The organism is Clostridia bacterium (genome assembly GCA_014360065.1).
Taxonomy (GTDB): Bacteria; Bacillota; DSM-521; order Neomoorellales; family JACIYF01; genus JACIYF01.
In genome coordinates this window covers 37,715-59,359 of sequence record JACIYF010000005.1, presented here as the reverse complement: position 1 = coordinate 59,359, position 21,645 = coordinate 37,715, and the positions used below count along the sequence as shown (strand labels likewise).

General features: G+C 51.1%; 23 protein-coding genes, 2 tRNA genes and 1 riboswitch. Of the genes, 1 reads left to right on the top strand and 24 read right to left on the bottom strand.

Features of this window, described 5'->3' with window-relative positions:
- Positions 1-18: 18 nt before the first annotated feature.
- The 22 genes from yfcE to H5U02_01945 all read right to left on the bottom strand — a co-directional run bounded on the left by yfcE (position 19) and on the right by H5U02_01945 (position 18,721).
- Positions 19-564: a phosphodiesterase gene (gene yfcE / locus H5U02_02050; GenBank protein MBC7341229.1), complete on the bottom strand. Its 546-nt coding sequence runs from the start codon at positions 562-564 to the stop codon at positions 19-21.
- A 4-nt stretch (positions 565-568) separates the two neighbouring features.
- Positions 569-1,033 (bottom strand): 6,7-dimethyl-8-ribityllumazine synthase, encoded by a 465-nt coding sequence (locus H5U02_02045; GenBank protein ID MBC7341228.1) that lies wholly within the window; start codon positions 1,031-1,033, stop codon positions 569-571.
- A gap of 36 nt (positions 1,034-1,069) precedes the next feature.
- Positions 1,070-2,305 carry a bifunctional 3,4-dihydroxy-2-butanone-4-phosphate synthase/GTP cyclohydrolase II gene (locus tag H5U02_02040; protein ID MBC7341227.1) on the bottom strand — a complete coding sequence of 412 codons (1,236 nt, stop codon included), beginning with the start codon at positions 2,303-2,305 and terminating at the stop codon, positions 1,070-1,072.
- Between the two features lie 18 nt (positions 2,306-2,323).
- Positions 2,324-2,977 (bottom strand): riboflavin synthase, encoded by a 654-nt coding sequence (locus H5U02_02035; protein MBC7341226.1) that lies wholly within the window; start codon positions 2,975-2,977, stop codon positions 2,324-2,326.
- 17 nt (positions 2,978-2,994) lie between these two features.
- Entirely contained in the window at positions 2,995-4,107 is a 1,113-nt protein-coding gene (ribD, locus tag H5U02_02030) for a bifunctional diaminohydroxyphosphoribosylaminopyrimidine deaminase/5-amino-6-(5-phosphoribosylamino)uracil reductase RibD (GenBank protein ID MBC7341225.1), read from the bottom strand.
- Positions 4,108-4,167: 60 nt separating this feature from the next.
- A riboswitch (FMN riboswitch) is annotated at positions 4,168-4,280 on the bottom strand.
- An 88-nt stretch (positions 4,281-4,368) separates the two neighbouring features.
- Positions 4,369-5,709: an NADP-dependent malic enzyme gene (locus H5U02_02025; GenBank protein ID MBC7341224.1), complete on the bottom strand. Its 1,341-nt coding sequence runs from the start codon at positions 5,707-5,709 to the stop codon at positions 4,369-4,371.
- 24 nt (positions 5,710-5,733) lie between these two features.
- Positions 5,734-6,288: a Fe-S-containing hydro-lyase gene (locus tag H5U02_02020; GenBank protein MBC7341223.1), complete on the bottom strand. Its 555-nt coding sequence runs from the start codon at positions 6,286-6,288 to the stop codon at positions 5,734-5,736.
- A gap of 13 nt (positions 6,289-6,301) precedes the next feature.
- A complete protein-coding gene (locus H5U02_02015; GenBank protein ID MBC7341222.1) occupies positions 6,302-7,144 on the bottom strand; it encodes a fumarate hydratase in 843 nt (280 codons plus the stop codon).
- Positions 7,145-7,186: 42 nt separating this feature from the next.
- Complete coding sequence (locus tag H5U02_02010; protein MBC7341221.1) at positions 7,187-8,317, bottom strand: sodium ion-translocating decarboxylase subunit beta; 1,131 nt, start codon at positions 8,315-8,317, stop codon at positions 7,187-7,189.
- A 48-nt stretch (positions 8,318-8,365) separates the two neighbouring features.
- Entirely contained in the window at positions 8,366-8,773 is a 408-nt protein-coding gene (locus tag H5U02_02005) for a biotin/lipoyl-binding protein (protein ID MBC7341220.1), read from the bottom strand.
- An 18-nt stretch (positions 8,774-8,791) separates the two neighbouring features.
- Positions 8,792-9,145, bottom strand: coding sequence for an OadG family protein (locus H5U02_02000; GenBank protein ID MBC7341219.1), 354 nt, complete (start codon positions 9,143-9,145; stop codon positions 8,792-8,794).
- A 27-nt stretch (positions 9,146-9,172) separates the two neighbouring features.
- Positions 9,173-10,729: a methylmalonyl-CoA carboxyltransferase gene (locus H5U02_01995; protein ID MBC7341218.1), complete on the bottom strand. Its 1,557-nt coding sequence runs from the start codon at positions 10,727-10,729 to the stop codon at positions 9,173-9,175.
- A gap of 14 nt (positions 10,730-10,743) precedes the next feature.
- Positions 10,744-11,145: a methylmalonyl-CoA epimerase gene (gene mce / locus H5U02_01990; protein MBC7341217.1), complete on the bottom strand. Its 402-nt coding sequence runs from the start codon at positions 11,143-11,145 to the stop codon at positions 10,744-10,746.
- Positions 11,146-11,156: 11 nt separating this feature from the next.
- Positions 11,157-11,549: a cobalamin B12-binding domain-containing protein gene (locus H5U02_01985; protein MBC7341216.1), complete on the bottom strand. Its 393-nt coding sequence runs from the start codon at positions 11,547-11,549 to the stop codon at positions 11,157-11,159.
- A 13-nt stretch (positions 11,550-11,562) separates the two neighbouring features.
- The gene (locus H5U02_01980) at positions 11,563-13,239 is read right to left on the bottom strand and encodes a methylmalonyl-CoA mutase family protein (GenBank protein ID MBC7341215.1); all 1,677 of its coding nucleotides are present in this window, start codon (positions 13,237-13,239) and stop codon (positions 11,563-11,565) included.
- 73 nt (positions 13,240-13,312) lie between these two features.
- Positions 13,313-15,037: a sigma 54-interacting transcriptional regulator gene (locus H5U02_01975; protein MBC7341214.1), complete on the bottom strand. Its 1,725-nt coding sequence runs from the start codon at positions 15,035-15,037 to the stop codon at positions 13,313-13,315.
- Between the two features lie 17 nt (positions 15,038-15,054).
- Positions 15,055-16,311, bottom strand: coding sequence for an adenosylhomocysteinase (locus H5U02_01970; GenBank protein ID MBC7341213.1), 1,257 nt, complete (start codon positions 16,309-16,311; stop codon positions 15,055-15,057).
- A gap of 85 nt (positions 16,312-16,396) precedes the next feature.
- Complete coding sequence (locus tag H5U02_01965; GenBank protein MBC7341212.1) at positions 16,397-16,795, bottom strand: YjbQ family protein; 399 nt, start codon at positions 16,793-16,795, stop codon at positions 16,397-16,399.
- A gap of 69 nt (positions 16,796-16,864) precedes the next feature.
- Positions 16,865-16,937: transfer RNA gene (locus H5U02_01960), tRNA-Lys, on the bottom strand.
- A 10-nt stretch (positions 16,938-16,947) separates the two neighbouring features.
- Positions 16,948-17,020: transfer RNA gene (locus H5U02_01955), tRNA-Arg, on the bottom strand.
- A gap of 110 nt (positions 17,021-17,130) precedes the next feature.
- Positions 17,131-17,973, bottom strand: coding sequence for an ATP-binding protein (locus tag H5U02_01950; protein ID MBC7341211.1), 843 nt, complete (start codon positions 17,971-17,973; stop codon positions 17,131-17,133).
- Between the two features lie 13 nt (positions 17,974-17,986).
- A complete protein-coding gene (locus tag H5U02_01945; protein ID MBC7341210.1) occupies positions 17,987-18,721 on the bottom strand; it encodes a DnaD domain protein in 735 nt (244 codons plus the stop codon).
- Between the two features lie 162 nt (positions 18,722-18,883).
- Here H5U02_01945 and H5U02_01940 point away from each other — a divergent pair, with 162 nt between their 5' ends.
- Positions 18,884-19,711 carry an Asp23/Gls24 family envelope stress response protein gene (locus tag H5U02_01940; protein MBC7341209.1) on the top strand — a complete coding sequence of 276 codons (828 nt, stop codon included), beginning with the start codon at positions 18,884-18,886 and terminating at the stop codon, positions 19,709-19,711.
- Here the strand turns inward: H5U02_01940 and H5U02_01935 are convergent.
- Both H5U02_01935 and H5U02_01930 read right to left on the bottom strand, forming a co-directional pair.
- The gene (locus H5U02_01935; protein MBC7341208.1) at positions 19,708-20,898 is read right to left on the bottom strand and encodes an aminotransferase class I/II-fold pyridoxal phosphate-dependent enzyme; all 1,191 of its coding nucleotides are present in this window, start codon (positions 20,896-20,898) and stop codon (positions 19,708-19,710) included. The genes H5U02_01940 and H5U02_01935 overlap by 4 nt on opposite strands.
- A complete protein-coding gene (locus H5U02_01930) occupies positions 20,895-21,377 on the bottom strand; it encodes an Lrp/AsnC family transcriptional regulator (protein ID MBC7341207.1) in 483 nt (160 codons plus the stop codon). Before H5U02_01930 ends, H5U02_01935 begins: the two co-directional genes overlap by 4 nt.
- Positions 21,378-21,645 lie beyond the last annotated feature (268 nt).

Genomic DNA, 21,645 nt, shown 5'->3' with positions numbered 1-21,645 from the left:
ACTAGTTGCTGGCAGGATCTAGCTCAAAGAGTCGGCCATTAAGATTTTGCCCGTTTCCACGCCTACAATGCTTATTCGCTTTCCCTCTAGGATAGCCAAGCTAGGCTCGCCGGCCTTGGGAAGACCTAAGCTACCAGGGTTAACAAACATCACTGGGCCTTTGATTTCAAGCTTGGGAATGTGAGTATGGCCACTCACCCATAGGTGAATTTGGCCGCCAGCTACGAGCTCATCCCTATTCACTACCTCTCTATCTCCGTGGGTAACCAATATCCTTACCCCATCTATGCTTACCCAGGCATAGGGGCTCTGTATCGGGGTCCTGATTACTAGCTGGTCGACATCAGCATCGCAGTTTCCCCGGGCAACAATGGTGGGAACTCCAACGTCATTAATGGCTTGGGCCAAAGCCGCCGGGTCATATCCAGGCGGAATAGGGTTTCTAGGTCCATGATAAAGGATATCGCCGGCATGGAGAATCAGATCGGCCCCATTAAGATAGTGGTTGGCTTTTTCCCACCCTTCTAAGCTCCCGTGGGTATCGCTGATGATTACGATTGGCATTGGATCACCCCAACTGTTTATAAAGGTTAGCCATCTCCAAGGCACTTACCGCCGCCTGAAAACCTTTATTGCCCTGTTTAGTTCCCGCTCTCTCAATGGCTTGTTCCAGGCTGTCGGCAGTTATGATGCCATATATAACTGGCTTATCCGACCTGAGGGCTACCTGAGCTATGCCTTTGGTAACCTCGCTAGCCACATATTCAAAATGCGGAGTGCTTCCCCGGATCACCGCCCCCAGGCAAATAACAGCATCGCAATCGCGGGTGACCATCTTTTGAGCCACCGCCGGTATCTCAAAGGCACCAGGCACCCATACCAAATCGATCTGCTCTTCCTGTACCCCGTGGCGCCTAAGGGCATCCAGGGCACCCTCCACCAGCCGACTAGTAATGAACTCATTAAAGCGCGAAACTACAATAGCGAAAGATAGGCCGGTACCAATTAGCTGACCCTCAAACCGTCTGGCCATTGCTTAACCTCCTGGTTTTTAAGCTTGGAGAACTGGTTACTTAAGCGCACTGCTCAACAGGTGGCCTAGTTTATTTTTCTTCGTGGTTAGGTACTTCCTATTAATAGGAGTAGCCTTGATCTCGATGGGCACCCTTTCTACTACTTTCAAGCCATAACCCTCAAGCCCGGCAATCTTTTTGGGATTATTGGTCAAAAGCCGCAACTTCTTGACTCCCAGGTCCGCCAAGATTTGAGCTCCAATGCCGTAGTCGCGCAAGTCAGCTGGAAAGCCTAAAGCCTCATTGGCTTCCACTGTATCTTTTCCTTCATCCTGCAGTTTGTAAGCGCGCAGCTTGTTCAACAGCCCTATGCCTCGCCCTTCTTGACGCATATACAGCAATACACCCCGGCCTTCCTGCTCAATCATGGCCAAGGACTTGACCAATTGATCGCCGCAATCGCAGCGATAAGAGCCAAAAACGTCTCCGGTCAAGCATTGGGAATGAACTCTAACCAATACCGGTTCCCCAGTACTGATATCTCCTTTTACCAGGGCCACGTGGCACTCGTGAGTCAATACATCTTGATAGCAAACCGCCTCGAAGTTGCCATACTTGGTAGGCAGACTGGTGGTAACCACCTGGCGCACTAAACGCTCATACTTTCTCCGGTAATGGATTAGATCGGCAACAGTAATGAGCTTGAGGTTATGCTCCTTAACAAAGCGCACTAGCTCTGGTACTCGAGCCATGCTACCATCGGGATTCATGATCTCGCAGATGACCCCGGCTGGATACAAGCCAGCCAACCGAGACAGGTCCACCGCTGCTTCTGTATGCCCAGCTCGCCTTAAAACTCCCCCTTCGCGAGCTCTAAGAGGAAAGATGTGCCCGGGCCGCCGCAGATCCTCTGGCCTAGTGGAGGGATCGATTATGCGCTTAACAGTGAGAGCTCGTTCATGGGCAGAAATGCCAGTAGTAGTTTCCTTGGCATCAACCGAAACTGTAAAGGCGGTTTCATGGCTGTCAGTATTGTGCTGAACCATAGGCTGGATGTCGAGCTGGTCCAGTCGCTCGCCAATTATGGGCATACATATTAAGCCCCGGCCGTACGTAGCCATGAAGTTAATGGCTTCAGGAGTAACCTTTTCGGCAGCCATGACTAGGTCGCCTTCGTTTTCCCGGTCCTCATCGTCAACTACAACCACCATCTTGCCATTTTTGATGTCCTCAACGGCTTCTTCAATGGTGTTGAAACGGTGCTTTTCGTGAGCTACGGTTACCTCCTCCATGTTCATCCCCCTTGTCTTTTACACATAGCCCCATTCTTTTAGTTTATTGAAGGTCAACCCGTCTGGTTGGCTATCCCTGGATTGGCGTCGGTTTAGAAACTGTTCCACGTACTTAGCAATAACATCAACCTCCAGGTTCACTTCATCTCCAGGCCTGCGCAAACCTAAGGTAGTTGATTTCAGCGTATGAGGGATGACCCCCACCGTAAACCCAGATGAGGCTACATCAATAACTGTTAGGCTCACCCCGTCAACGGCAATCGAACCCTTAGGGACCAGATAACGCGCAATCTCACCTGAGGTCTCAATGGCTAAAAGCCACGTATCTCCGCTTTTTCGAATGGTCGCAACGGTCCCGGTTCCGTCAATGTGTCCGCTGACCAAATGCCCTCCTAACCGGCTACCTACTGCCAAGGCTCGCTCTAGATTAACCCGATCCCCAGGTTGGAGCTGGCCCAAATTGGTTCGGGAAATGGTCTCGGGCATAACTTCCACCCCGAACCCTTCGGCTCCAAGCTCCACTACCGTCAGGCAAACACCGTTGACGGCTACGCTGTCCCCAATCTCCAATTGGCTAATAACCACCCGGGCACAAATCCCAAGCCTATGCAGACTTCCTGCTCGCTTGAAGCTTACTACCCTGCCCAACTCTTCTACCAACCCAGTAAACATCCGCCTGACCTCTCTCCCTACAAGTAACCGGTTATCATCAAATCGGGGCCAACCCGGCTAATCTCTAGATCGCGAAGGCTCGGAGCTGAGTTCACGTCCTCGACGCCGTGGCCTCCCACCATGCCCGGCGCTTCCCGGCCACCAATAAACTTGGGAGCAACGAATAGCACCACTTTGTCAACAATCCCCTGTTCCAAGGCTGAAGCGTTAACTTCGGCCCCGCCTTCGATCAAAATACTGGTAATTCCCCGTTGCCCCAAAACTTCGATCAGCTGCTCTAAGTCCACACCACTTGGAGTCATCCTTATTTCCAACAATTCTGCCCCTCGCTCTTTAAGTAGCTGGGCCTTCTGCCTATCATAAATGCTGCCGTGGGCAATTATGGTGGGGCTCACCTTTAGCAGCCTTTCGCTCACAACCTGAGCATCTAAGGGCAGGCGTAACTGGCTGTCAACTACTACCCGCGCCGGTTGGTGTTGGCTGCCTTCCAGACGACAAGTTAGCTGAGGGTTATCTTTAATCACTGTCTGTACTCCTACCAAAACGGCATCATACTGGGAGCGAAGCTGATGGGCCTTCTGCCGGGCTGCTTCGGAAGTAATCCACCGTGATGAACCGTTAGCAGCAGCAATCCTTCCGTCCAAGCTAATGGCGGCCTTCAGGACCACAAAAGGGCGCCGGGTAGTAATCCATTTGCTAAAAGCTTCGTTAAGCCGCTGGGCTTGGTCAGCCAGCACTCCTACCGTAACTTCAATTCCCGCCTCCCGGAGCTGAGCCACTCCCTTTCCTTGTACCAAGGGATTAGGATCCAGCATCGCACAAACCACTCGCCGAATTCCGGCCTTAATGAGGGCTTGGGTACATGGTGGAGTTCGGCCAAAGTGGCAACAAGGCTCTAAAGTGACATATATGGTAGCTCCCGAGGCATTGAAACCAGCAGCCTTTAAAGCTTCGATCTCAGCGTGAGGTTGTCCAGCCGCTCGGTGATATCCCTCGCCTATGACCTGACCATCTTGGACCAATACTGCTCCTACCATAGGGTTAGGGCTGGTCCAACCCCGTCCTTGAGCTGCTAGACTAAGGGCTCGCTGCATATAGAGGATATCACTGGTTTCTCCTGCTTCTGGCATGCTTTCCCCCAAAAACTATGCCCGGTTCCCTTTCGGGGACCGGGCATAATAAGCCGTTATTCAGCCCTTCTCCCATCCAGACTTTAACTGTCGGCTCCGGAATTTCACCGGATCAGCGTCTGCTCGCGGGCTATACCGCCGGTACGGAATTTCACCGATCCCCGAAGGACACCCTTATTATATTACTGCTCGCCACCTCCGTCAACGACCCGTGATCAGCCGCGTGAACTGCTTCGCTTCAGCCCCTATCTTGGTCTTGGCTCACTCTGGCGCTTCGGCAATAAACCCTTTTTCCATCAACAGCTGAGTCATATCCCTGGCTTCTTTAATCATCTTGACCGCATTATCGTACAGTTCCTGCCAGGTCTTATTGACACGAGCGATGCCCTGTTCCACCGCCTTACTGCCTACAGCTGCTGCTACCCGGGGATAGACTTCCCATTCTTCCATGGTGGGAATGAGATAGTCCTCGCTTAATAGCCCCTTATCCTCAGCATATCTCGATAGTTCTTTGGCAGATTCTATACACATCTCGTCAGTGATGGTCTTTGCCCTCACATCCAATGCCCCTCTAAAAATGGAAGGAAACCCTAGGGAGTTATTGACCTGGTTGGGAAAGTCGGAGCGACCAGTAGCCACTATTCTGGCTCCAGCTTCCTTAGCTTCCCAGGGCCAAATCTCCGGCACCGGGTTAGCGCAAGCAAAGACTATGGCGTCCTTGGCCATCTGCTTTATCCATTCTTTTTGGATCACCCCGGGCCCAGGCTGGGAAAGGGCAATCACCGCATCGGCTCCCTTCATGGCCTCAGCAATGCCGCCTACACGCCCCTCGCCATTGGTCTTCTCGCACATCTCCCATTTTTGAGGATATTTTTCTTTAAGCTCCACTCGACCCCGATGGAGGATGCCTTTGGTGTCGGTCATAACAATGTTCTCCGGACGAACTCCGGCCGCTATCAATATCCTGGCAATACAGATGTTGGCGGCACCAGCGCCAATCATGGCAATCCTGGCTTCCTCTATCTTCTTATCTACGATTTTGAGGGCACTGATCAAGCCGGCCAGGGTTACTGCTGCCGTCCCTTGCTGGTCATCATGCCAGACCGGGATTTCCATTTCGGCACGGAGGCGGTCCAAAATATCAAAACACTTGGGCTGGGCAATATCTTCTAGGTTGATGCCACCAAAAGAAGGCTGTAGAAGCTTTACGGTGCGAATAATCTCCTCAGGATCCTTAGTGTCTAGGCAAATAGGTACTGCATCCACCCCACCCAGATACTTAAACAACAACGCCTTTCCTTCCATGACCGGCATACCAGCTTCAGGGCCAATATCGCCAAGCCCCAGGACCCTGGTTCCATCTGACACCACAGCTACCGTGTTCCATTTGCTGGTAAATTCATAGACCAACTCCCGGTTCTCTTTAATAGCTTTACAGGGTTCAGCTACCCCAGGAGTGTACCAAATGGCAAAATCATCCAGGCTACGGACAGCACAACGAGGTATAGTCTGCATTTTGCCCCGATAAAACGGGTGCAGTCTCATGGCATCGGCTGCAGGTTTCTTAGCTTTGGCCAGCAGTTCTTCTTTAGTCATGAACATGGTTTCGGCCTCCTTTACCAGCTTTTATCTGGCGTATTGTTTAACTCCTTCTTCGTACAGATCCCCACCGTAACAATCGTTAACCACAATAGCCGGAAAGTTTTCTACTTCCAGCCGGCTAATCGCTTCTGGTCCTAGTTCTGGGTAAGCCACCACCTCCGCCTTCTTTACGCATTTGGCAATTAATGCAGCTGCCCCACCCACTGCCGCTAGGTATGCGGCCTTATTTTTCTGCATAGCTTCCTTGACTGTCTGAGACCGAGAGCCTTTGCCTACCATCAGTTTGAGACCCTTCTCGGCAATCAGCCTGGGAGAATAAGCATCCATCCGCCCGCTGGTAGTAGGGCCAGCCGAGCCTATCACTTGGCCCGGCTTGGCTGGACTAGGACCGGCGTAATAAATTACTTGGCCCTTAAGATCGATTGGGAGATCTTCTCCCTTGTCTATAAGCTCAACCAAGCGCTTATGGGCTGCGTCCCGGGCCGTATAGATTACGCCGGTAATAAATACCTGGTCCCCTATTCGCAACTGCATCACATCTGCATCGGTTAGCGGTGGAGATACGTATTTGTCTGCCACCCTTGTTCACCCCCTAAAGAATTGCCGTCTTGTGCCGGCTGGCGTGGCACTGAATGTTAACGGCCACCGGCAAGCTAGCAATATGGCAAGGCATTGTCTCCACGTGAACAGCTAGGGCAGTTACTCGGCCTCCAAACCCTTGGGGGCCAATACCCAGATTCTGAATCCGCTCCAACAATTCAGATTCCATCTTTGCGTATTCGGGCTTAGGATTAGCTTGTCCTAAAGGTCTTAGCAAAGCTTTCTTGGCAATGAGAGCTGCGGTTTCGAAGTTGCCACCTATTCCTACCCCAACAACGATGGGGGGGCAAGGATTGGGGCCCGCCTTACGCACGGTTTCTACTACGAATTGTTTTACACCCTCTACCCCAGCTGATGGAGACAACATGGCTAGGGCACTCATGTTTTCGCTACCGCCACCCTTGGGAGCAACTGTCACTTTTAACTGGTCCCCCGGCACAATAGTGGTGTGGATTATGGCAGGAGTATTGTCGCCAGTATTTACCCTATCAAAGGGATCCTTAACCATCGACTTCCGCAAATACCCCTCTTGATACCCTTTTCGTACTCCCTCGTTAACAGCATCGTAGAGATCCCCACCGGTGACACGGACATCTTGCCCTAGCTCTAAGAAAATCACCGCCACCCCAGTATCCTGGCACATGGGAACTTGTTCCAAAGCAGCGATTCTGGCATTCTCTATTAGCTGCTTTAGTACGTCCCTGCCGGTGGGCGATTCCTCTTGTTCCAGGGACCGCTTGAAGGCCTCCAAGACCTCATCATCAAGAAAATAATTGGCGTCCATGCATAGCTTAGCTACCGTTTCTACTATTTGGTTACAACTTATAGTTCGCACTTCTCCTGCCCTCCTTTTTTTACCTCCCTAGGAATAAGGCTTTTAGTGAAGCATGGATATCAGCACTCCTGCGGCTACTGCCGACCCAATCACCCCGGCAACATTAGGCCCCATGGCATGCAACAGGAGAAAACTCCTCGGATTCGCCTCCCTTCCCAGTTTTTGTGAAAGTCGCGCCGCTTCCGGCACCGCAGAAACGCCCGCAGCACCGATTAAGGGATTGATCTTGCCTCCGCTGGCCCAACATAATATCTTGCCAAAAATTACGCCTACGGCTGTACTTACGATAAAAGCTGCTAGGCCCAAAAATAAGACTTTTAAGAATTCAGCGCTGAAGAAGCGATCGGCGGAAGCGCTAGCACCCACGGTAATCATTAAGAAGATCGTCACTATATCCATGAGAGCATGGCCAGCTGTCTCTGCTAGTCGGCCGGTAACTCCGGATTCTCGCAATATATTACCCAGCATCAGTGGCCCCACCAAGGAAATGCTGTTGGGAACTAAGAGACCACAGATTATTAAGACGATAACCGGAAAAAGCAGCTTTTCCGTTCGAGATACCGGCCGGAGCTCCTGCATGACTATGGCGCGCTCTTTCTTGGTGGTCAAGGCCTTGATAACAGGAGGTTGTATTAAGGGCACCAAGGCAATGTAGGAATAAGCAGCCACGGCAATTGGGGCTAACAGCTCGGGCGCTAAGATAGCGGTGGTATAAATAGCTGTTGGTCCGTCAGCTCCACCAATGATACCGATACCGCCAGCTTGGGCAGGCGTAAATCCTAAGGCAATGGCTCCTAGGAAACTAGTGAATATGCCAAATTGGGCCGCCGCCCCCAATAGTAGGGTAATAGGATTGGCAATCAAGGGACCAAAATCGGTAATGGCACCGATCCCAATGAAAATCAGAGGTGGATAAATGCCATGCCAGGTGCCGTACCCTATGTAATAGAGGAGCCCTCCAAACAGTTCATCGGTAGGTTCCCGGAGTAAACCCGTAAGGGGAAGATTACCCAAAATAATACCGATGGAGATTGGAACCAAAAGGAGAGGTTCGTAGTGTTTAAAAACAGCAAGATATAGCAGAATCCCGGCAATCAGGAACATAGCTATGTTACCCCAGCTCAACTGGGTCAAGCCAAAATAGTTGGTCAAGTAGTTTTGAAGCCCATCCATGACTACCTGGCCCAGGCTCAAGTTATCACCTCGCCATCCCCAAATAACTTAACTAATGACTACCAATGGTTGCCGGACTGCCACCGTCTCTCCTTTTTGCACCAGGACTTCTTTAACAGTCCCATTCACTGTAGCTACAACTTCATTCTCCATTTTCATAGCCTCAATCACTAGGAGAACATCCCCCGCCTTTACCGCTTGGCCTGGTGCCACCTTGACCTCGACAATATTCCCGGGCAGGGGTGCAGTTATAGTCTCCCCTTCGGAGCCAACAACGTTTGCCTCCGACTTTCGTTCGGCCTGAGGTACCGGACCCGGAGCTGGCCTGGCGTTAGGAGCAGCAGTAGCCACTGGGTTGGTTGTTTTTAGCCCGGGGTTAGCATTGGACTGCTCCACTACCTCCTCTACTTCCACATCAAACACTTGGTTGTTAACCTTCACCCGAAACTTTCTCACCGAGGCACCGAACTCCTTTCACCCTAGAAATGGCTGCGATGTTTCCATTAGCTCGTCTCGCCCCGCCCTCACCCAGGCCGAGGTGGCTTTGGGCTGGTTTACAGGAGATATGGATATGATCTTAAACTGCCTGTCTCCTTCTAAGGCGGCTATGGCTCCCATGGCCGCAGCTACTACAGCTAGATTTTGGGCCGGGGTTTCCGACTCTTTGGTACTAGCATTAGACAAAGACGCCAGGGAGTCTTTTTCCGATGGTAAACTGGCAAAACTCCGATTGAGCATGCCCAAAAGCCCCGCCAGAACGCCCAGGACCAAAAAAACCGTTCCCATACCCATGATTGTGAGCGTAATTCCTAAGCTATATCCATTCACTTCCCACTTCCCCCTGCTTTCACGGCCCTAAACTGGTATGTTACCGTGCTTTTTCTTAGGACGACCCTCTCTTTTGGTCAATAAAGAACTGAGCGCCTGAATTAAGACCGGCCTAGTATCCTGGGGGTCTATTACCATATCGATATAACCCCGACTGGCAGCAATGTAAGGGTTAGCGAACATTTCTCTATACTCCTCAATTTTTTGTGTTCGCACAGCTACCGGGTCGGAAGCTTCCTGAATCTCTTTACGGAAAATTATGTTGGCAGCCCCTTCAGGGCCCATGACTGCAATTTCAGCCGTAGGCCAGGCTATAGAAATGTCTGCGCCCAATGCCCGGGAGCACATAGCTAAATAAGCTCCGCCGTACGCTTTGCGGAGGACAACAGTAATCTTGGGTACCGTAGCCTCGGAATAGGCATAGAGGAGTTTAGCACCGTGCCTGATTATCCCCCCATGCTCCTGCACAATACCTGGCAGGTAACCCGGAGTATCCACCCAGGTTAGAAGGGGAATGTTGAATGCATCGCAAAAGCGAACGAACCGAGACGCTTTGTCAGAAGCGTCAATATCCAAACACCCGGCCAGATGCGAAGGTTGGTTGGCTATTACCCCGACCACATGCCCCCCCAGGTGTCCGAAACCAACTACCATGTTCCGGGCGTATTGGGCTTGGACTTCAAGGAACTGGCCGTCATCCAATACCATAGGGATGATTGATTTAACATCGTAGGGAAGCTGCGGCTCGGTCGGTACCACGTTCCTTAAGCTAGGCTCCTGGCGACCCCCAGGGTCATTAGTAGGCCGATAGGGCGGGTCTTCCAAGTTGTTGGAGGGCAAATAGGAGAGAAGCTGTTTCACTTGCAGAAGGCCCTCTTCTTCGTCTTCAGCGTGGAAATGAGCCACCCCACTAATTCGGTTATGCGCTTGCGATCCGCCTAATTCTTCCGCGGTTATTTCCTCGCCAGTCACCGACTTGATCACCTGGGGACCAGTAATGAACATTTGGCTGGTTCTGCCAATCATGAATACCCAATCCATCAAGGCGGGCGAGTAGACAGCACCGCCAGCACACGGCCCCATGATGATAGCGATTTGAGGTATGACGCCTGACGCCCAGGTATTGCGCTTGAATATTTCTCCGTAGCCGTTAAGGGCGTCAACCCCCTCCTGGATCCGCGCTCCACCAGAATCGTTGATCCCTATCACCGGCGCTCCTGTCTTAAGCGCCAAATCTAGGACTTTGCAGATCTTGGCAGCATGCATTTCCCCTAGGGTACCACCGATCACCGTGAAATCCTGGGCATAAACATATACTTGCCGGCCGTCAATGAGGCCGCAGCCAGTGACCACCCCGTCCCCAGGCGCTTCCACCTTATCCATCTCGAAATCGGTGATTCGGTGGGTAACGAACTGATCCAACTCGACAAAGGAACCTGGATCTAAGAGCTTTTCAAGCCGTTCCCTAGCAGTCAATTTGCCGCTTTGATGCTGCTTCTGGATTCGCGCTGGCCCCCCACCCTGTAAGACTTTCTCTCGTCTTTGTTGCAGATCTTCCAGCTTTTCTTCGATGGTAGTTGGCATACTGTACCTCCTGCCTATTCATGCTCACTGAGTTCCACCAGGGTCCCATGGGTACTCTTGGGGTGAAGAAAGGCAACGCGGGCGCCACCTGCTCCGTAGCGAGGAGCTTCATCTATCAATCTAAAGCCTTGCCCCTTCAAGTATTCTAACCAATTTTCTAAGTTTTCCACCCTAAGGGCAATGTGCTGCACTCCCTGACCTCGGGTCTCAATGAACTTGGCAATAGGACTATCAGGGGCCGTGGCCTCCAACAATTCGATTCTAGTATCGCCAATGGGGAGGAAAGCCACTTTGACTTTCTGCTCAGGCACTATCTCGCTCCCGGAAGCCTCTAATCCTAAAGCTCTATAAGTGGCCAGAGCCTCCTCCATATTTTGCACGGCAATTCCGATATGATCAATCTTTTTTGGATTCACAGGATCGCCTCCTATTCGAGATGATCATAGATGTACTTGGCGATGCTGGAGGTGGCAGTTCCTGGCCCAAATACTTCTGACACACCAATTTGTTTCAAGTAGTCAGCATCCTCATTGGGAATGATCCCTCCAGCAATTACCAGGATATCACCGGCCCCACGCTCCTTGAGCATCTCTACTACGGGGGGTATCAAGTACATGTGAGCTCCAGACAAGCTGCTGATACCCACTACTTGAACATCCTCCTCGATGGCAGCCTCAACTATCTGCTCGGGAGTCTGCCTCAACCCGGTATAAATAACCTCCATGCCGGCATCTCGGAGGGCTTGAGCTACTACCTTAGCTCCTCGGTCATGCCCATCCAAGCCCGCTTTGGCAATTAGCACCCGGATACGTTTCGTCATTGCCTTCCCTCCATCAGAACAGCGACTTAGCTCGGTACTCTCCAAATACATCGCGAAGCACTCCGCAGATCTCCCCTAAAGTGGCATAAGCTTTGACAGCTCGAAGAATTGGAGGCATCAGATTGCCCCCAAAGTGAGCGACTTCCCTCAGTTCTGCCAGAGCATTGCTTACTTCTGTCGCGCTCCTGTTCTCCTTTATTTGTTCCAACTTTTGGATCTGACGATTTACTACTTCGGGGTCGACCTTCAGTAACCGATATCGATGCTCCTCAGCCGACTGGTACTTGTTGACCCCGACGACAACTTTTTCTCCTTCCTCCACTTCTTTCTGATACCGGTAAGCGCTTTCGTGGATTTCTTTTTGCATGTAGCCGGACTCGATGGCTGCTACTGCACCGCCCATCTCGTCGATTCTCTTCAAATACTCCCACGCCCGAGCCTCAATCTCGTCAGTCAGCTTCTCAATAAAATAGGATCCGCCCAGAGGGTCGACGGTGTCCGCTACTCCCAACTCATGCGCTATGACCTGTTGCGTTCTTAAAGCTATAGTGACCGCTTCTTCGCTGGGTAAAGCCAAGGCCTCGTCCCACGAGTTGGTATGCAGCGACTGGGTGCCTCCCAGCACGGCGGCCAAGGCTTGAAAGGCCACGCGGATAATATTCACTTGTGGTTGCTGAGCCGTCAGCGTGCAGCCTGCGGTCTGGGTATGGAAGCGAAGCATCAACGACCGCTGATCTTGGGCTCCAAACCGCTCCTTCATGATCCGAGCCCATATCCGCCGGGCAGCGCGGAATTTAGCCACTTCCTCAAAAAAGTTATTGTGGGCATTGAAGAAAAAGGAAAGCCGGGGAGCAAAATCATCTATAGCAAGACCAGCCTGGAGCGCAGCTTTCACGTAGGCGATACCATTGGCCATAGTAAAAGCTATCTCCTGCACCGCTGTGGCCCCAGCTTCTCGGATATGGTATCCGCTGATGCTAATCGTGTTCCAGTGGGGTAGATTCTGACTACAGTAGGCAAAGATGTCCGTAATTAACCGCATGGAAGGTGCAGGCGGGAAAATATAGGTGCCACGAGCCACGTATTCTTTTAGAATGTCGTTTTGAATCGTACCTCGAAGTTGGCCTGGGACAACCCCTTGTTTCTCCGCTACCGCTATGTACATGGCCAAGATAATGGCTGCCGGAGCGTTAATGGTCATAGAAGTGCTAACCTTATCCAGAGGGATCCCCGAAAAGAGAGTTTCCATGTCGGCCAAGGTGTCGATGGCCACTCCTACTTTCCCTACTTCTCCTCGCGCCAAGGCAAAATCAGAGTCATAACCAATTTGGGTTGGCAAGTCAAAAGCTACGCTCAGCCCGGTCTGCCCCTGCTCTAAGAGATACCGAAACCGTTCGTTAGTAGCCTCGGCGGTACCAAAGCCGGCATACTGGCGCATGGTCCAAAACCGGCTTCGATACATGGTAGGCTGTATACCGCGGGTAAAAGGGTACCGCCCAGGAAATCCCTCCCGTTGCTCATATTCTTCAACCGCATGGTCGAGGGGTGTGTATAGTCTCTTGATGGTTACTCCTGAGTCAGTGACAAACTGAGATTTCCTCTCTGGCGCTTTCTTTGTTACCCGGCCAACTATCTCATCTTCCCACTTACTCAGCTCATCCTCCAACCTGCTCTTAGCGTCAGTAACCAGAGTACGGACCTCCCTTCAAGGTAAGCGTCGGCGCTTCTATAAGTTAGAATCCTTCTACATTCTAGAAAGTACATTAGCCTAGGTTAGCGCCATACTTCTTTAACTTGTTATACAGTGTAGCCAACGATATATTTAGGCTCTTAGCAGCCTTCCTTTTCCCCTCCAAGGAGTTGCCATACCTCGCTAAGGCCATCCTCAACATCACCTGCTCCATCTTGTCTAGGGGCATCAGATCGGTCGTGCTAGGTACAGCACTATAATCTATATCAAGCAAATACTGTGCCAGGCATTTATAGCTAAGCTCATCACCGTCAGCCAAAATCATAGCTCGCTCAATCACATTTTCCAACTCGCGTACATTTCCGGGCCAGTCGTAATTGATTAAGAGCTCCATAGCTTCGGGAGCAATCCTTTCTACATGCTTGCCCAGCTTGCGGTTGAACTTGGCCAATAGGTAATTAGCAATTAATCCTATGTCTTCTTTGCGCTCTCGTAAGGGAGGCACACGAAGCTCGAAGACGGCTAGTCGATAATACAGGTCTTCGCGAAAAGAACCTTTACGAACTAACATTTTAAGGTCCCGGTTGGTGGCAGCGATTACTCTTACATTAGCCTTTAGGGTTTGGGTGCCTCCCACCCGTTCAAATTCCATATCCTGCAAAAAACGAAGCATCTTGGCTTGCAAAAACGGGCTCATATCTCCGATTTCATCCAAGAAAAGGGTTCCACCATTGGCAAGTTCTACTCGGCCAAGCTTGGTGCGTGTAGCGCCGGTAAAAGCTCCCCTCTCATATCCAAAGAATTCGCTTTCCAACAAGGACTCGGGGATAGCAGCACAATTGACCTTAATGAACGGTCGGTTCTTGCGCGAACTGCCATTATGAATAGCATGGGCAAAGATCTCTTTACCGGTTCCGCTTTCTCCTAGGATGAGGACCGTTGAATCATTCTTAGCTGCTTTCTTGGCCATCTCGATGCTAGCCTTAAACAGCTTGCTCTTCCCTACCAAGTCATCAAACGTGTACTTGGCGCCTGACATCTGCCCCATCTGCGCATATAAGTTTTCAATGACCGTGTTGCTCTTCTTAAGCTCTTCCATGAGCTTAATGAGATCGTTCATAGGCTGAAAGACAACTACTGCTCCCTCGATCTTGCCATCAATAACAATGGGGGAAGCATTGGAGATTACTTCTACCCCTGACCCGCCAACTTTGGTTCGATAGCCGATTACCGGCTTCTGGGTGATCAAGGCCTGCGCCAAGGCACCACTGGGTGAGGCTTCCAAGATATTCTGGCCAATTCTTGCTGCCGCTGGGATACCTGTAACCCGAGTGAAGCTGGGGTTCACGTATTTAATTCGCCCATGGCCATCAGCTACCTCGATCGCTTCTTGAACAGAGTTTAGTATGGCGGCGAGCTCCCCTTTGAGCTTTCTGGTTTCTTCAAGCTCCTCTTTAACCGCCAATGGCCCCAACAGTGTCGGCACATACTCGGCCGTAATTACTTGCACCTCGGCTTGGACCTGCGACAGCCAATAATTCCTTTGGCCGAAGTATCTTTGTTTAGGAGCCCACACTATCACGTGGGCCTGGCTGTTGCTTAACGCAGTTGCTAGTTCCCCAGGGTCCGCCAAAACCTGGATGTTGGACTTGGGGTAGTGCTCCCCAACCTCGTCCGGCAAAGCTAGCCACTTAACTAGCTCGATTCCCTTGGTGGTACTCAACCAGCGGGATACCGAAAATGCCCGTTTACCGGCTCCGATCAAGAGGACCTTGAGATTAGGTTCACTCACTGCCATTTCCCCCACCGCCGCTTTTACCAGCTCCGCAAGTAGTCTTCTTGGCTTGGCAATAGCTCATCTATGGCCACACCCATGGCGTCCAGTCTATGCTGGGCAACAGCCTCGTCAATATGCACAGGAACATCAAGCACGCCCGGCTTAAGTTCTTGTCGGTTCAGGTACAGGTGCCGCAAGGAAAGAGCTTGCAAGGAAAAGCTGAGATCCATTATTTCAATTGGATGGCCATCACCGCAGGCAAGGTTGACTAAACGGCCTTCGCCCAACAGCAAAAGCCGCTTGCCATCTTTTAAGGTAAATTGCTCCACCCCCGGGCGTATTTCTTCCCGCCTCTCACTCATACATTGCAGATCGGAAACCGAGATTTCCACATTAAAATGACCAGCGTTGGCCAAGAGCGCTCCATCCTGCATAACCTCAAAATGTTGCCTCCGAATTACGTCCCGGTTACCGGTGGCAGTAACAAAAATATCGCCTAACCTAGCTGCCTCCAGCATAGGCATCACCCAAAAACCATCCATCAAGGCCTCATTGGCCCGTACCGGATCTACCTCACAAACAATGACCCTGGCCCCCAGACCTTTTGCACGCATGGCTATACCGCGGCCACACCAACCGTAGCCAGCTACCACCACGATTTTCCCACCTATCAGCAGGTTGGTAGTTCGCATAATGGCATCCCACGCCGATTGGCCAGTGCCATAACGGTTATCAAACAGATATTTGGAATAGGCGTTGTTAACCGCTATAACTGGAAAGGGAAGGTATCCTTGAAGGTGCAAAGATCTGAGGCGTTTCACTCCGGTAGTAGTCTCTTCGCAAGCTCCAATTAGCTTTTTGGCTAAGTCGTGACGGGTAGTCAGCAGGCGTACGATCATATCTGCTCCATCATCGATAATTAGATCCGGTTCTGTTTGCAAGGCCAAGTCAATATGCCGCCAGTATTCATCCTCCGTAGCCCCATACCAAGCAAAAGCCTGTATACCGCTCTCAACTAGAGCAGCTACCACATCGTCCTGCGTGGACAAAGGGTTACTAGCTGTCACTACTACGTGGGCTCCACCGGCTTGAATGAGCCTAGCCAAACAAGCAGTCTTGGCCTCTAGGTGAAGACACATGGCCACGGTAAGGCCGCGGAATGGCTGTTCAGCCTCGAAACCTGGGTAAATCTGGCCCAGGATGGGCATATGCTCCCAAGCCCAAGCAATTTTGGTATGACCCATGGGAGCCAATAATAGATCCCGGATGGTCGAGTCTTGCCGACGTTGATTCATTAATGAACCTCCTGCATTGGCTAGAATAATGGTAACTTTCTATCTTGTTTCTCCGACTCCTGCCGCCCTGAGGTTCCATCTGTTCCTAGGTCGCAATAACCGAGATGTTCAGTCGCCTCCTCCTTGGGCCATCAAATTCACAGACAAGCACTCGCTGCCACTGCCCTAAAGCCAACCTTCTGCCCTCGATGGGAACAGAAATCGAGGACCCAACCAGGACCGATTTGATATGAGCATCAGCATTCCCCTCTTGATGGCGGTAAGTTTTGGCCCTAGGTACTACTGAATTCAAATGGGCCAGAATGTCGGCGGCGACATCAGGGTCAAAACCTTCGTTTATGGTCACTGCACAGGTAGTGTGGGGAATAAACAGGTAGCATATCCCACTGGTCACTTGGGCTTCTGCTATAACTTGGTTTACCTTATCAGTGACATCGATCACTTGCTCTCGGTACTGGGAACTGATCTCAATCTTAAAGGCCACAGCAACCACCCTTTGCCGGCTCTAAAATAGCAAAAGCCGCAACTACGTGCGGCTCCTGGGCTTCACCTGTAGGCCATCAGGGACTCGAACCCTGGACACCCTGATTAAGAGTCAGGTGCTCTACCAACTGAGCTAATGGCCTGTATCTATCGCGCGCCCGGCAGGATTTGAACCTGCGACCTCCGGACTCGGATTCCGTTACTCTATCCCCTGAGCTACGGGCGCTGGCTATCTAAGATTATACTTTCCTTCCGCCCCGCCGTCAAGCCTGCTTTCTGAGTTCACGGTTAAGGGTTAGGGCCAAAGGGATTAATGGCAATACTCACGAGGGAACTTCAGCCAGGACCAGGGCTAGGTCGAGACCGCCTAGCCTTAGCATACCTGATATCTTCATGCACTCGCAAGCGGTAAACCAAACACATCTCAATTATCCTCGAGGTAGTGCGCTGACCCAAATACTCTTCCAGCTGGTCCAAGTCTAGATTGCTAGTAATCACCGTCGGAAGAAGGAGATTCAAGCGGTGATTCAGGATAGAGTATATTTTATTTTTGGTCCATTCAGTATAGTTGTGGGCCCCGAGGTCATCCAGAACCAACACTTCGGCATTGCCGCAAAGGTCCAGGAGATCAATCTCGCTCACGTTCTGGTCGGTCCGATCATAAGTGGCCCGCAGTTCGTCCAGCAGGTCGGGAACAACCACAAAGACTACCTCTCGTCCCCTGGCGATCAAAGCGTTAGTGATGCACATGGCTAGGAACGTCTTCCCGCTCCCCACTGGGCCACTGAGAAATAATCCCCGGGCATGGGGGTCGTTCGCAGCAGTTTCCACAAATTGCTGGCAAGCCTTTAGGGTAGCCGCCGCCATCTGGTAATAGGAAATCCCGCTGTCTGGATCTATATAATCCCTGGAATAGAAAGCTAAATCAAAGTCCGCAAAGGTCCTGTTGCGAAAATAGTACCCCGGCTGACAGAATTTAAGCCGATTGCGGAGAGCCTGTTCACGCATGCAGCGGCATATGTGGGCCTGCTCGCCGTTATAAACAATGCCTCGATCTAAGCATATAGGGCAAGATACTTGGGTAGCGGGAGATGCCTTAAGGCTTGGGCCTCGCCTCTTAAACAGATCGTATAGCCTATAGATCTTGGCTCGCAAATTGCCATCGATCAATGGTTCCATGCCATTCCCAACCTTAGGTCAAATAAACATCCTCATATTTCTTGGCTTTCGATCTGACACCCGCTCCTGGGTGTTGGGTAGCCTTTTCACTTCGAGGCGCCCCTTGTTTCTCACAAGCTGCCACTTGTCGAGGCGATTTAATCCGCTGGCGAGCCCAATCACGCAAGATAGAATCAATGTATCGGAAGTTGAGGACCCCCCTCAAGACTGCACGTTTCAAGGCCTCGAGGATTAGTTCCGGAGAGTAATGATTGCCATAATACCACTCTAAAACCTGACTGGTTTCCATGGGAGACAGCAGCCGGCCAAACTCCTGTTCGAAAACACTGTAGAGCTTCTTTAGCTCCTCATTGTCGGCCGTAGATCTTCCAGGTTGCCCCTTAACCCCAGGTTCAAGCTGAGCCAGCTTCATAAATAGGCCATCCAGGTTATACTCGGTGGTGTACCCCTGTTCGAAATCGAAGGTATCGGTCACCGCTAGCATTCCCTTTTCAATCAAGCCAGCGATCAGAGCCTGGATGGCTTCTTTGTCGCAGGCCATATAACTCTCGAGCTTTTCCAAAACCGACGAAGGTTTCTCCTCGGTCTGAATTATACCAAAGAGGTGGACAATCAGCATGGCTTCCAGATCCGACAACCCAAGTTGGGCATAAGTCTTAAGAAACCTTCCGGGAATAGTCACACACTGCCGGAAAAGGGCCCACTCTAGGCTAGCTCCCATCCTGGATTCATCCTGATTTGCGCCCATAGACAACCCCTCTTATGGCTGTGGTGTACACTATTATAGCACGTGCTTCCAGATTTGGATAACCTGCACCGAACCTTGAAGAAGCACCCCCCTAGGAATCCCTACCATAAAGCAGTATAATCGTGGAAGCAATAACTCTGATAGTCAATCCAGGAGGCTATCGTGGAAGTATTCGCCTTGATTGGCCCTACTGGTACTGGTAAAAGCCACCGAGCCCAAGCTCTAGCTCATGAATACAATATCAAAGTAATCATTGATGATGGCTTGATTATCGAGGGCGCTCGTATTGTGGCCGGCTCCTCAGCCAAGAAAGAGCCATCAGTAGTTGGGGCAATTAGAACTGCCTTGTTCGAAAATCCTGAATCCGCTCGCCAAGCCCAAGAGGCTATTGCCAGAATAAACCCCTCTCGAATCTTGGTCTTAGCTACATCAAAGCGAATGGCCGAAGTCATCTGCCAGCGCCTGCGCTTACCTATGCCCAGCCAGGTAATCAGGATTGAAGAAGTAGCCACCAATGAACAAATTCAACGAGCCAAACTAGCCAGGATCAAATATGGCCGCCACGTTGTCCCTGCCCCCATAGTCGAAGTTCGACCACGGCTGGCCGGAACCATCATCGAACCTATGTTGGCTTTATTCCGGCGGCCGCAGAGCACTGCCGCCGCGTCTTCCGGGTTGTGGGTAGACCAAACCGTGGTCCGGCCTGCTTTTAGCTACTTTGGCCACTTTTATGTTAGCGTCACTGCCATCAATGATATGGTAAGATATTCAGCTCGAGGTATTCCTGGTGTGCAAGAAGTCCTACACATTGAAAGTACCCAGCAGTCCGACCGTATAAATATCGTTACGGAAATTACTGCTGATCTAAGCCAACCGCTACCGGTTACCAGCGCCCACCTTCAGAGAGCTATAAAGAAAAACGTAGAACACATGACCGCCCTTAATGTGTCCAGGGTCGACATCATAGTAAAAAGACTTCACCTTAGCTAAGCCGCTCCAACCTCTAGCTTCTGCACAAACCTCTCCATTCGTTTCAACGCTTCCAGCAGTTGAGCCATGGACGCTGCGTATGAGCAGCGGATATGCCCTTCACCTCCAGCCCCAAAGACACTACCTGGGACTACCGCTACTCCTTCTTCCTTGAGCAATCTCTCGGCAAATTGCTCTGAGGTTAACCCCGTGTTAGCAATGGACGGAAAGACATAAAAAGCTCCTTTTGGCTCCGGGCAGCATAAACCCATATCGCGTAACCGGCTTAGCATTAGGCGCCGACGGTAGTTGTACTGTTCTCGCATGGTCTCAACATCGCCCAAACCATTTCGCAATGCCTCGATGGCAGCCATTTGGGCAGTTATAGGAGCACAAAGCATGGTGTACTGGTGAATCTTGAGCATGGCCTCAATGAATTCTCTGCAAGCAGCAGCATAGCCTAGGCGCCAACCGGTCATGGCAAAAGCTTTGGAGAAGCCATTGATTAAGATAGTTCTCTTAAGCATACCCGGCATTGAGGCTATTGACACGTGTTGCCGTTCGTAAGTCAGTTCTGCATATATCTCGTCGGCAACCACTACCAAATCATGTTCCTTTATGACCTGGCTCAACTTTTGCAACTCCCCGTAACTCAACACACTTCCGGTAGGATTATTGGGATAACTCAGAATCAGCACCCGGGTTCGAGGCGTCAAATACTTGCGGAGCTCTTCGGCTTTGAGGGTAAACCCGTCAGCAAAAGATGTAGGTACGCTGACCGGAGTCCCCCCGGCTAAAATAACACAAGGCTTGTAAGCGACATAACATGGCTCCGGCACCAAGACCTCTGTCCCCGGCGAGATCAAGGCCCGAAGAGCTAGATCCACCGCCTCGCTAGCTCCGACCGTAACCAAGATCTCCTGGGCCGGGTCGTAGCTTAAGCCGAACCGTTGTTCCAAATACCGGGAAATCTCTACCCTAAGCTCTGGTAAACCCAAATTAGATGTGTACATGGTATAACCCTTTTCCAAAGCATAGAAACAGGCTTCGCGAATATGCCAAGGGGTAACGAAATCAGGTTCGCCAACTCCCAAGGATATTACATCCTTGGTGGTGGCAGCCAACTCAAAGAACTTACGGATCCCAGAAGGAGCCATATCTCTGACGACAGGAGAAATATGGGTGACCGGGTCAAAGAGCTTGGTCATGGTACTATCACCTGCCGGTGGTTGGTTTCTTCCCCTTCCAAAATTACCCCGTCCTCCTTATATTTCTTTAAGACAAAGTGAGTCACAGTACTGGTAACATGTTCCAAGGTGGCCAGCTTTTCAGCTACGAATAGCGCTACCTCTTTCATGCTCTTTCCTTGTACCTCCACGGAAAGATCGTACGTACCAGACATCAAAGCTACGGACCGGACCTCTGGGTAGCGATAGATTCGCTCCGCTACCTGGTGAAAGCCTACATCTCTTTGTGGAGTCACCTTAACTTCAATTAAGGCATGAACCATTTCATGACCAGCTTTTTCCCAATTAATTAAGGTCCGATACTGGAGTATAATTCCCTTTTCTTCCATAGCCCTGATTTCAGCTTGTACTTCTTGAGGGGTTGACCCCAAGAGCGTAGCTATATATTCTGGCGTGGCCTTGCTATTGCTTTCCAGGATCTCAAGAATCGCCCTTCGCATGCTCAATCACCCCATTAATAAAAAATCTCTCCTTCCTTGTTAGGGACGAGAGATTACTACCCGCGGTACCACCCTGATTGGCCAAAGCCCACTCATTGTTCAGCCTGCGGCTGCTGGCATGATAACGGGTGCCTTCCGGATAACTCATCGCTATCAGCTCCGGGGTGGCCCTCCAAGCAGCCGACCCCTGAGCTCACACCTACCCTCAGTCGCTTGCGGGTTGCTGCTTAGTTTGCCCCTTCATAGCCCACTTTTTGAGTGCTACGCA

Bases quoted from the DNA above. Each gene is read 5' to 3' on its own strand.
- yfcE (MBC7341229.1), bottom strand. From the start codon at position 564: ATGCCAATCGTAATCATCAGCGATACCCACGGGAGCTTAGAAGGGTGG.
- H5U02_02045 (MBC7341228.1), bottom strand. From the start codon at position 1,033: ATGGCCAGACGGTTTGAGGGTCAGCTAATTGGTACCGGCCTATCTTTC.
- H5U02_02040 (MBC7341227.1), bottom strand. From the start codon at position 2,305: ATGGAGGAGGTAACCGTAGCTCACGAAAAGCACCGTTTCAACACCATT.
- H5U02_02035 (MBC7341226.1), bottom strand. From the start codon at position 2,977: ATGTTTACTGGGTTGGTAGAAGAGTTGGGCAGGGTAGTAAGCTTCAAG.
- ribD (MBC7341225.1), bottom strand. From the start codon at position 4,107: ATGCCAGAAGCAGGAGAAACCAGTGATATCCTCTATATGCAGCGAGCC.
- H5U02_02025 (MBC7341224.1), bottom strand. From the start codon at position 5,709: ATGTTCATGACTAAAGAAGAACTGCTGGCCAAAGCTAAGAAACCTGCA.
- H5U02_02010 (MBC7341221.1), bottom strand. From the start codon at position 8,317: ATGGATGGGCTTCAAAACTACTTGACCAACTATTTTGGCTTGACCCAG.
- H5U02_01995 (MBC7341218.1), bottom strand. From the start codon at position 10,729: ATGCCAACTACCATCGAAGAAAAGCTGGAAGATCTGCAACAAAGACGA.
- H5U02_01985 (MBC7341216.1), bottom strand. From the start codon at position 11,549: ATGACGAAACGTATCCGGGTGCTAATTGCCAAAGCGGGCTTGGATGGG.
- H5U02_01975 (MBC7341214.1), bottom strand. From the start codon at position 15,037: ATGGCAGTGAGTGAACCTAATCTCAAGGTCCTCTTGATCGGAGCCGGT.
- H5U02_01970 (MBC7341213.1), bottom strand. From the start codon at position 16,311: ATGAATCAACGTCGGCAAGACTCGACCATCCGGGATCTATTATTGGCT.
- H5U02_01950 (MBC7341211.1), bottom strand. From the start codon at position 17,973: ATGGAACCATTGATCGATGGCAATTTGCGAGCCAAGATCTATAGGCTA.
- H5U02_01945 (MBC7341210.1), bottom strand. From the start codon at position 18,721: ATGGGCGCAAATCAGGATGAATCCAGGATGGGAGCTAGCCTAGAGTGG.
- H5U02_01935 (MBC7341208.1), bottom strand. From the start codon at position 20,898: ATGACCAAGCTCTTTGACCCGGTCACCCATATTTCTCCTGTCGTCAGA.
- H5U02_01930 (MBC7341207.1), bottom strand. From the start codon at position 21,377: ATGCGAAGGGCGATTCTTGAGATCCTGGAAAGCAATAGCAAGGCCACG.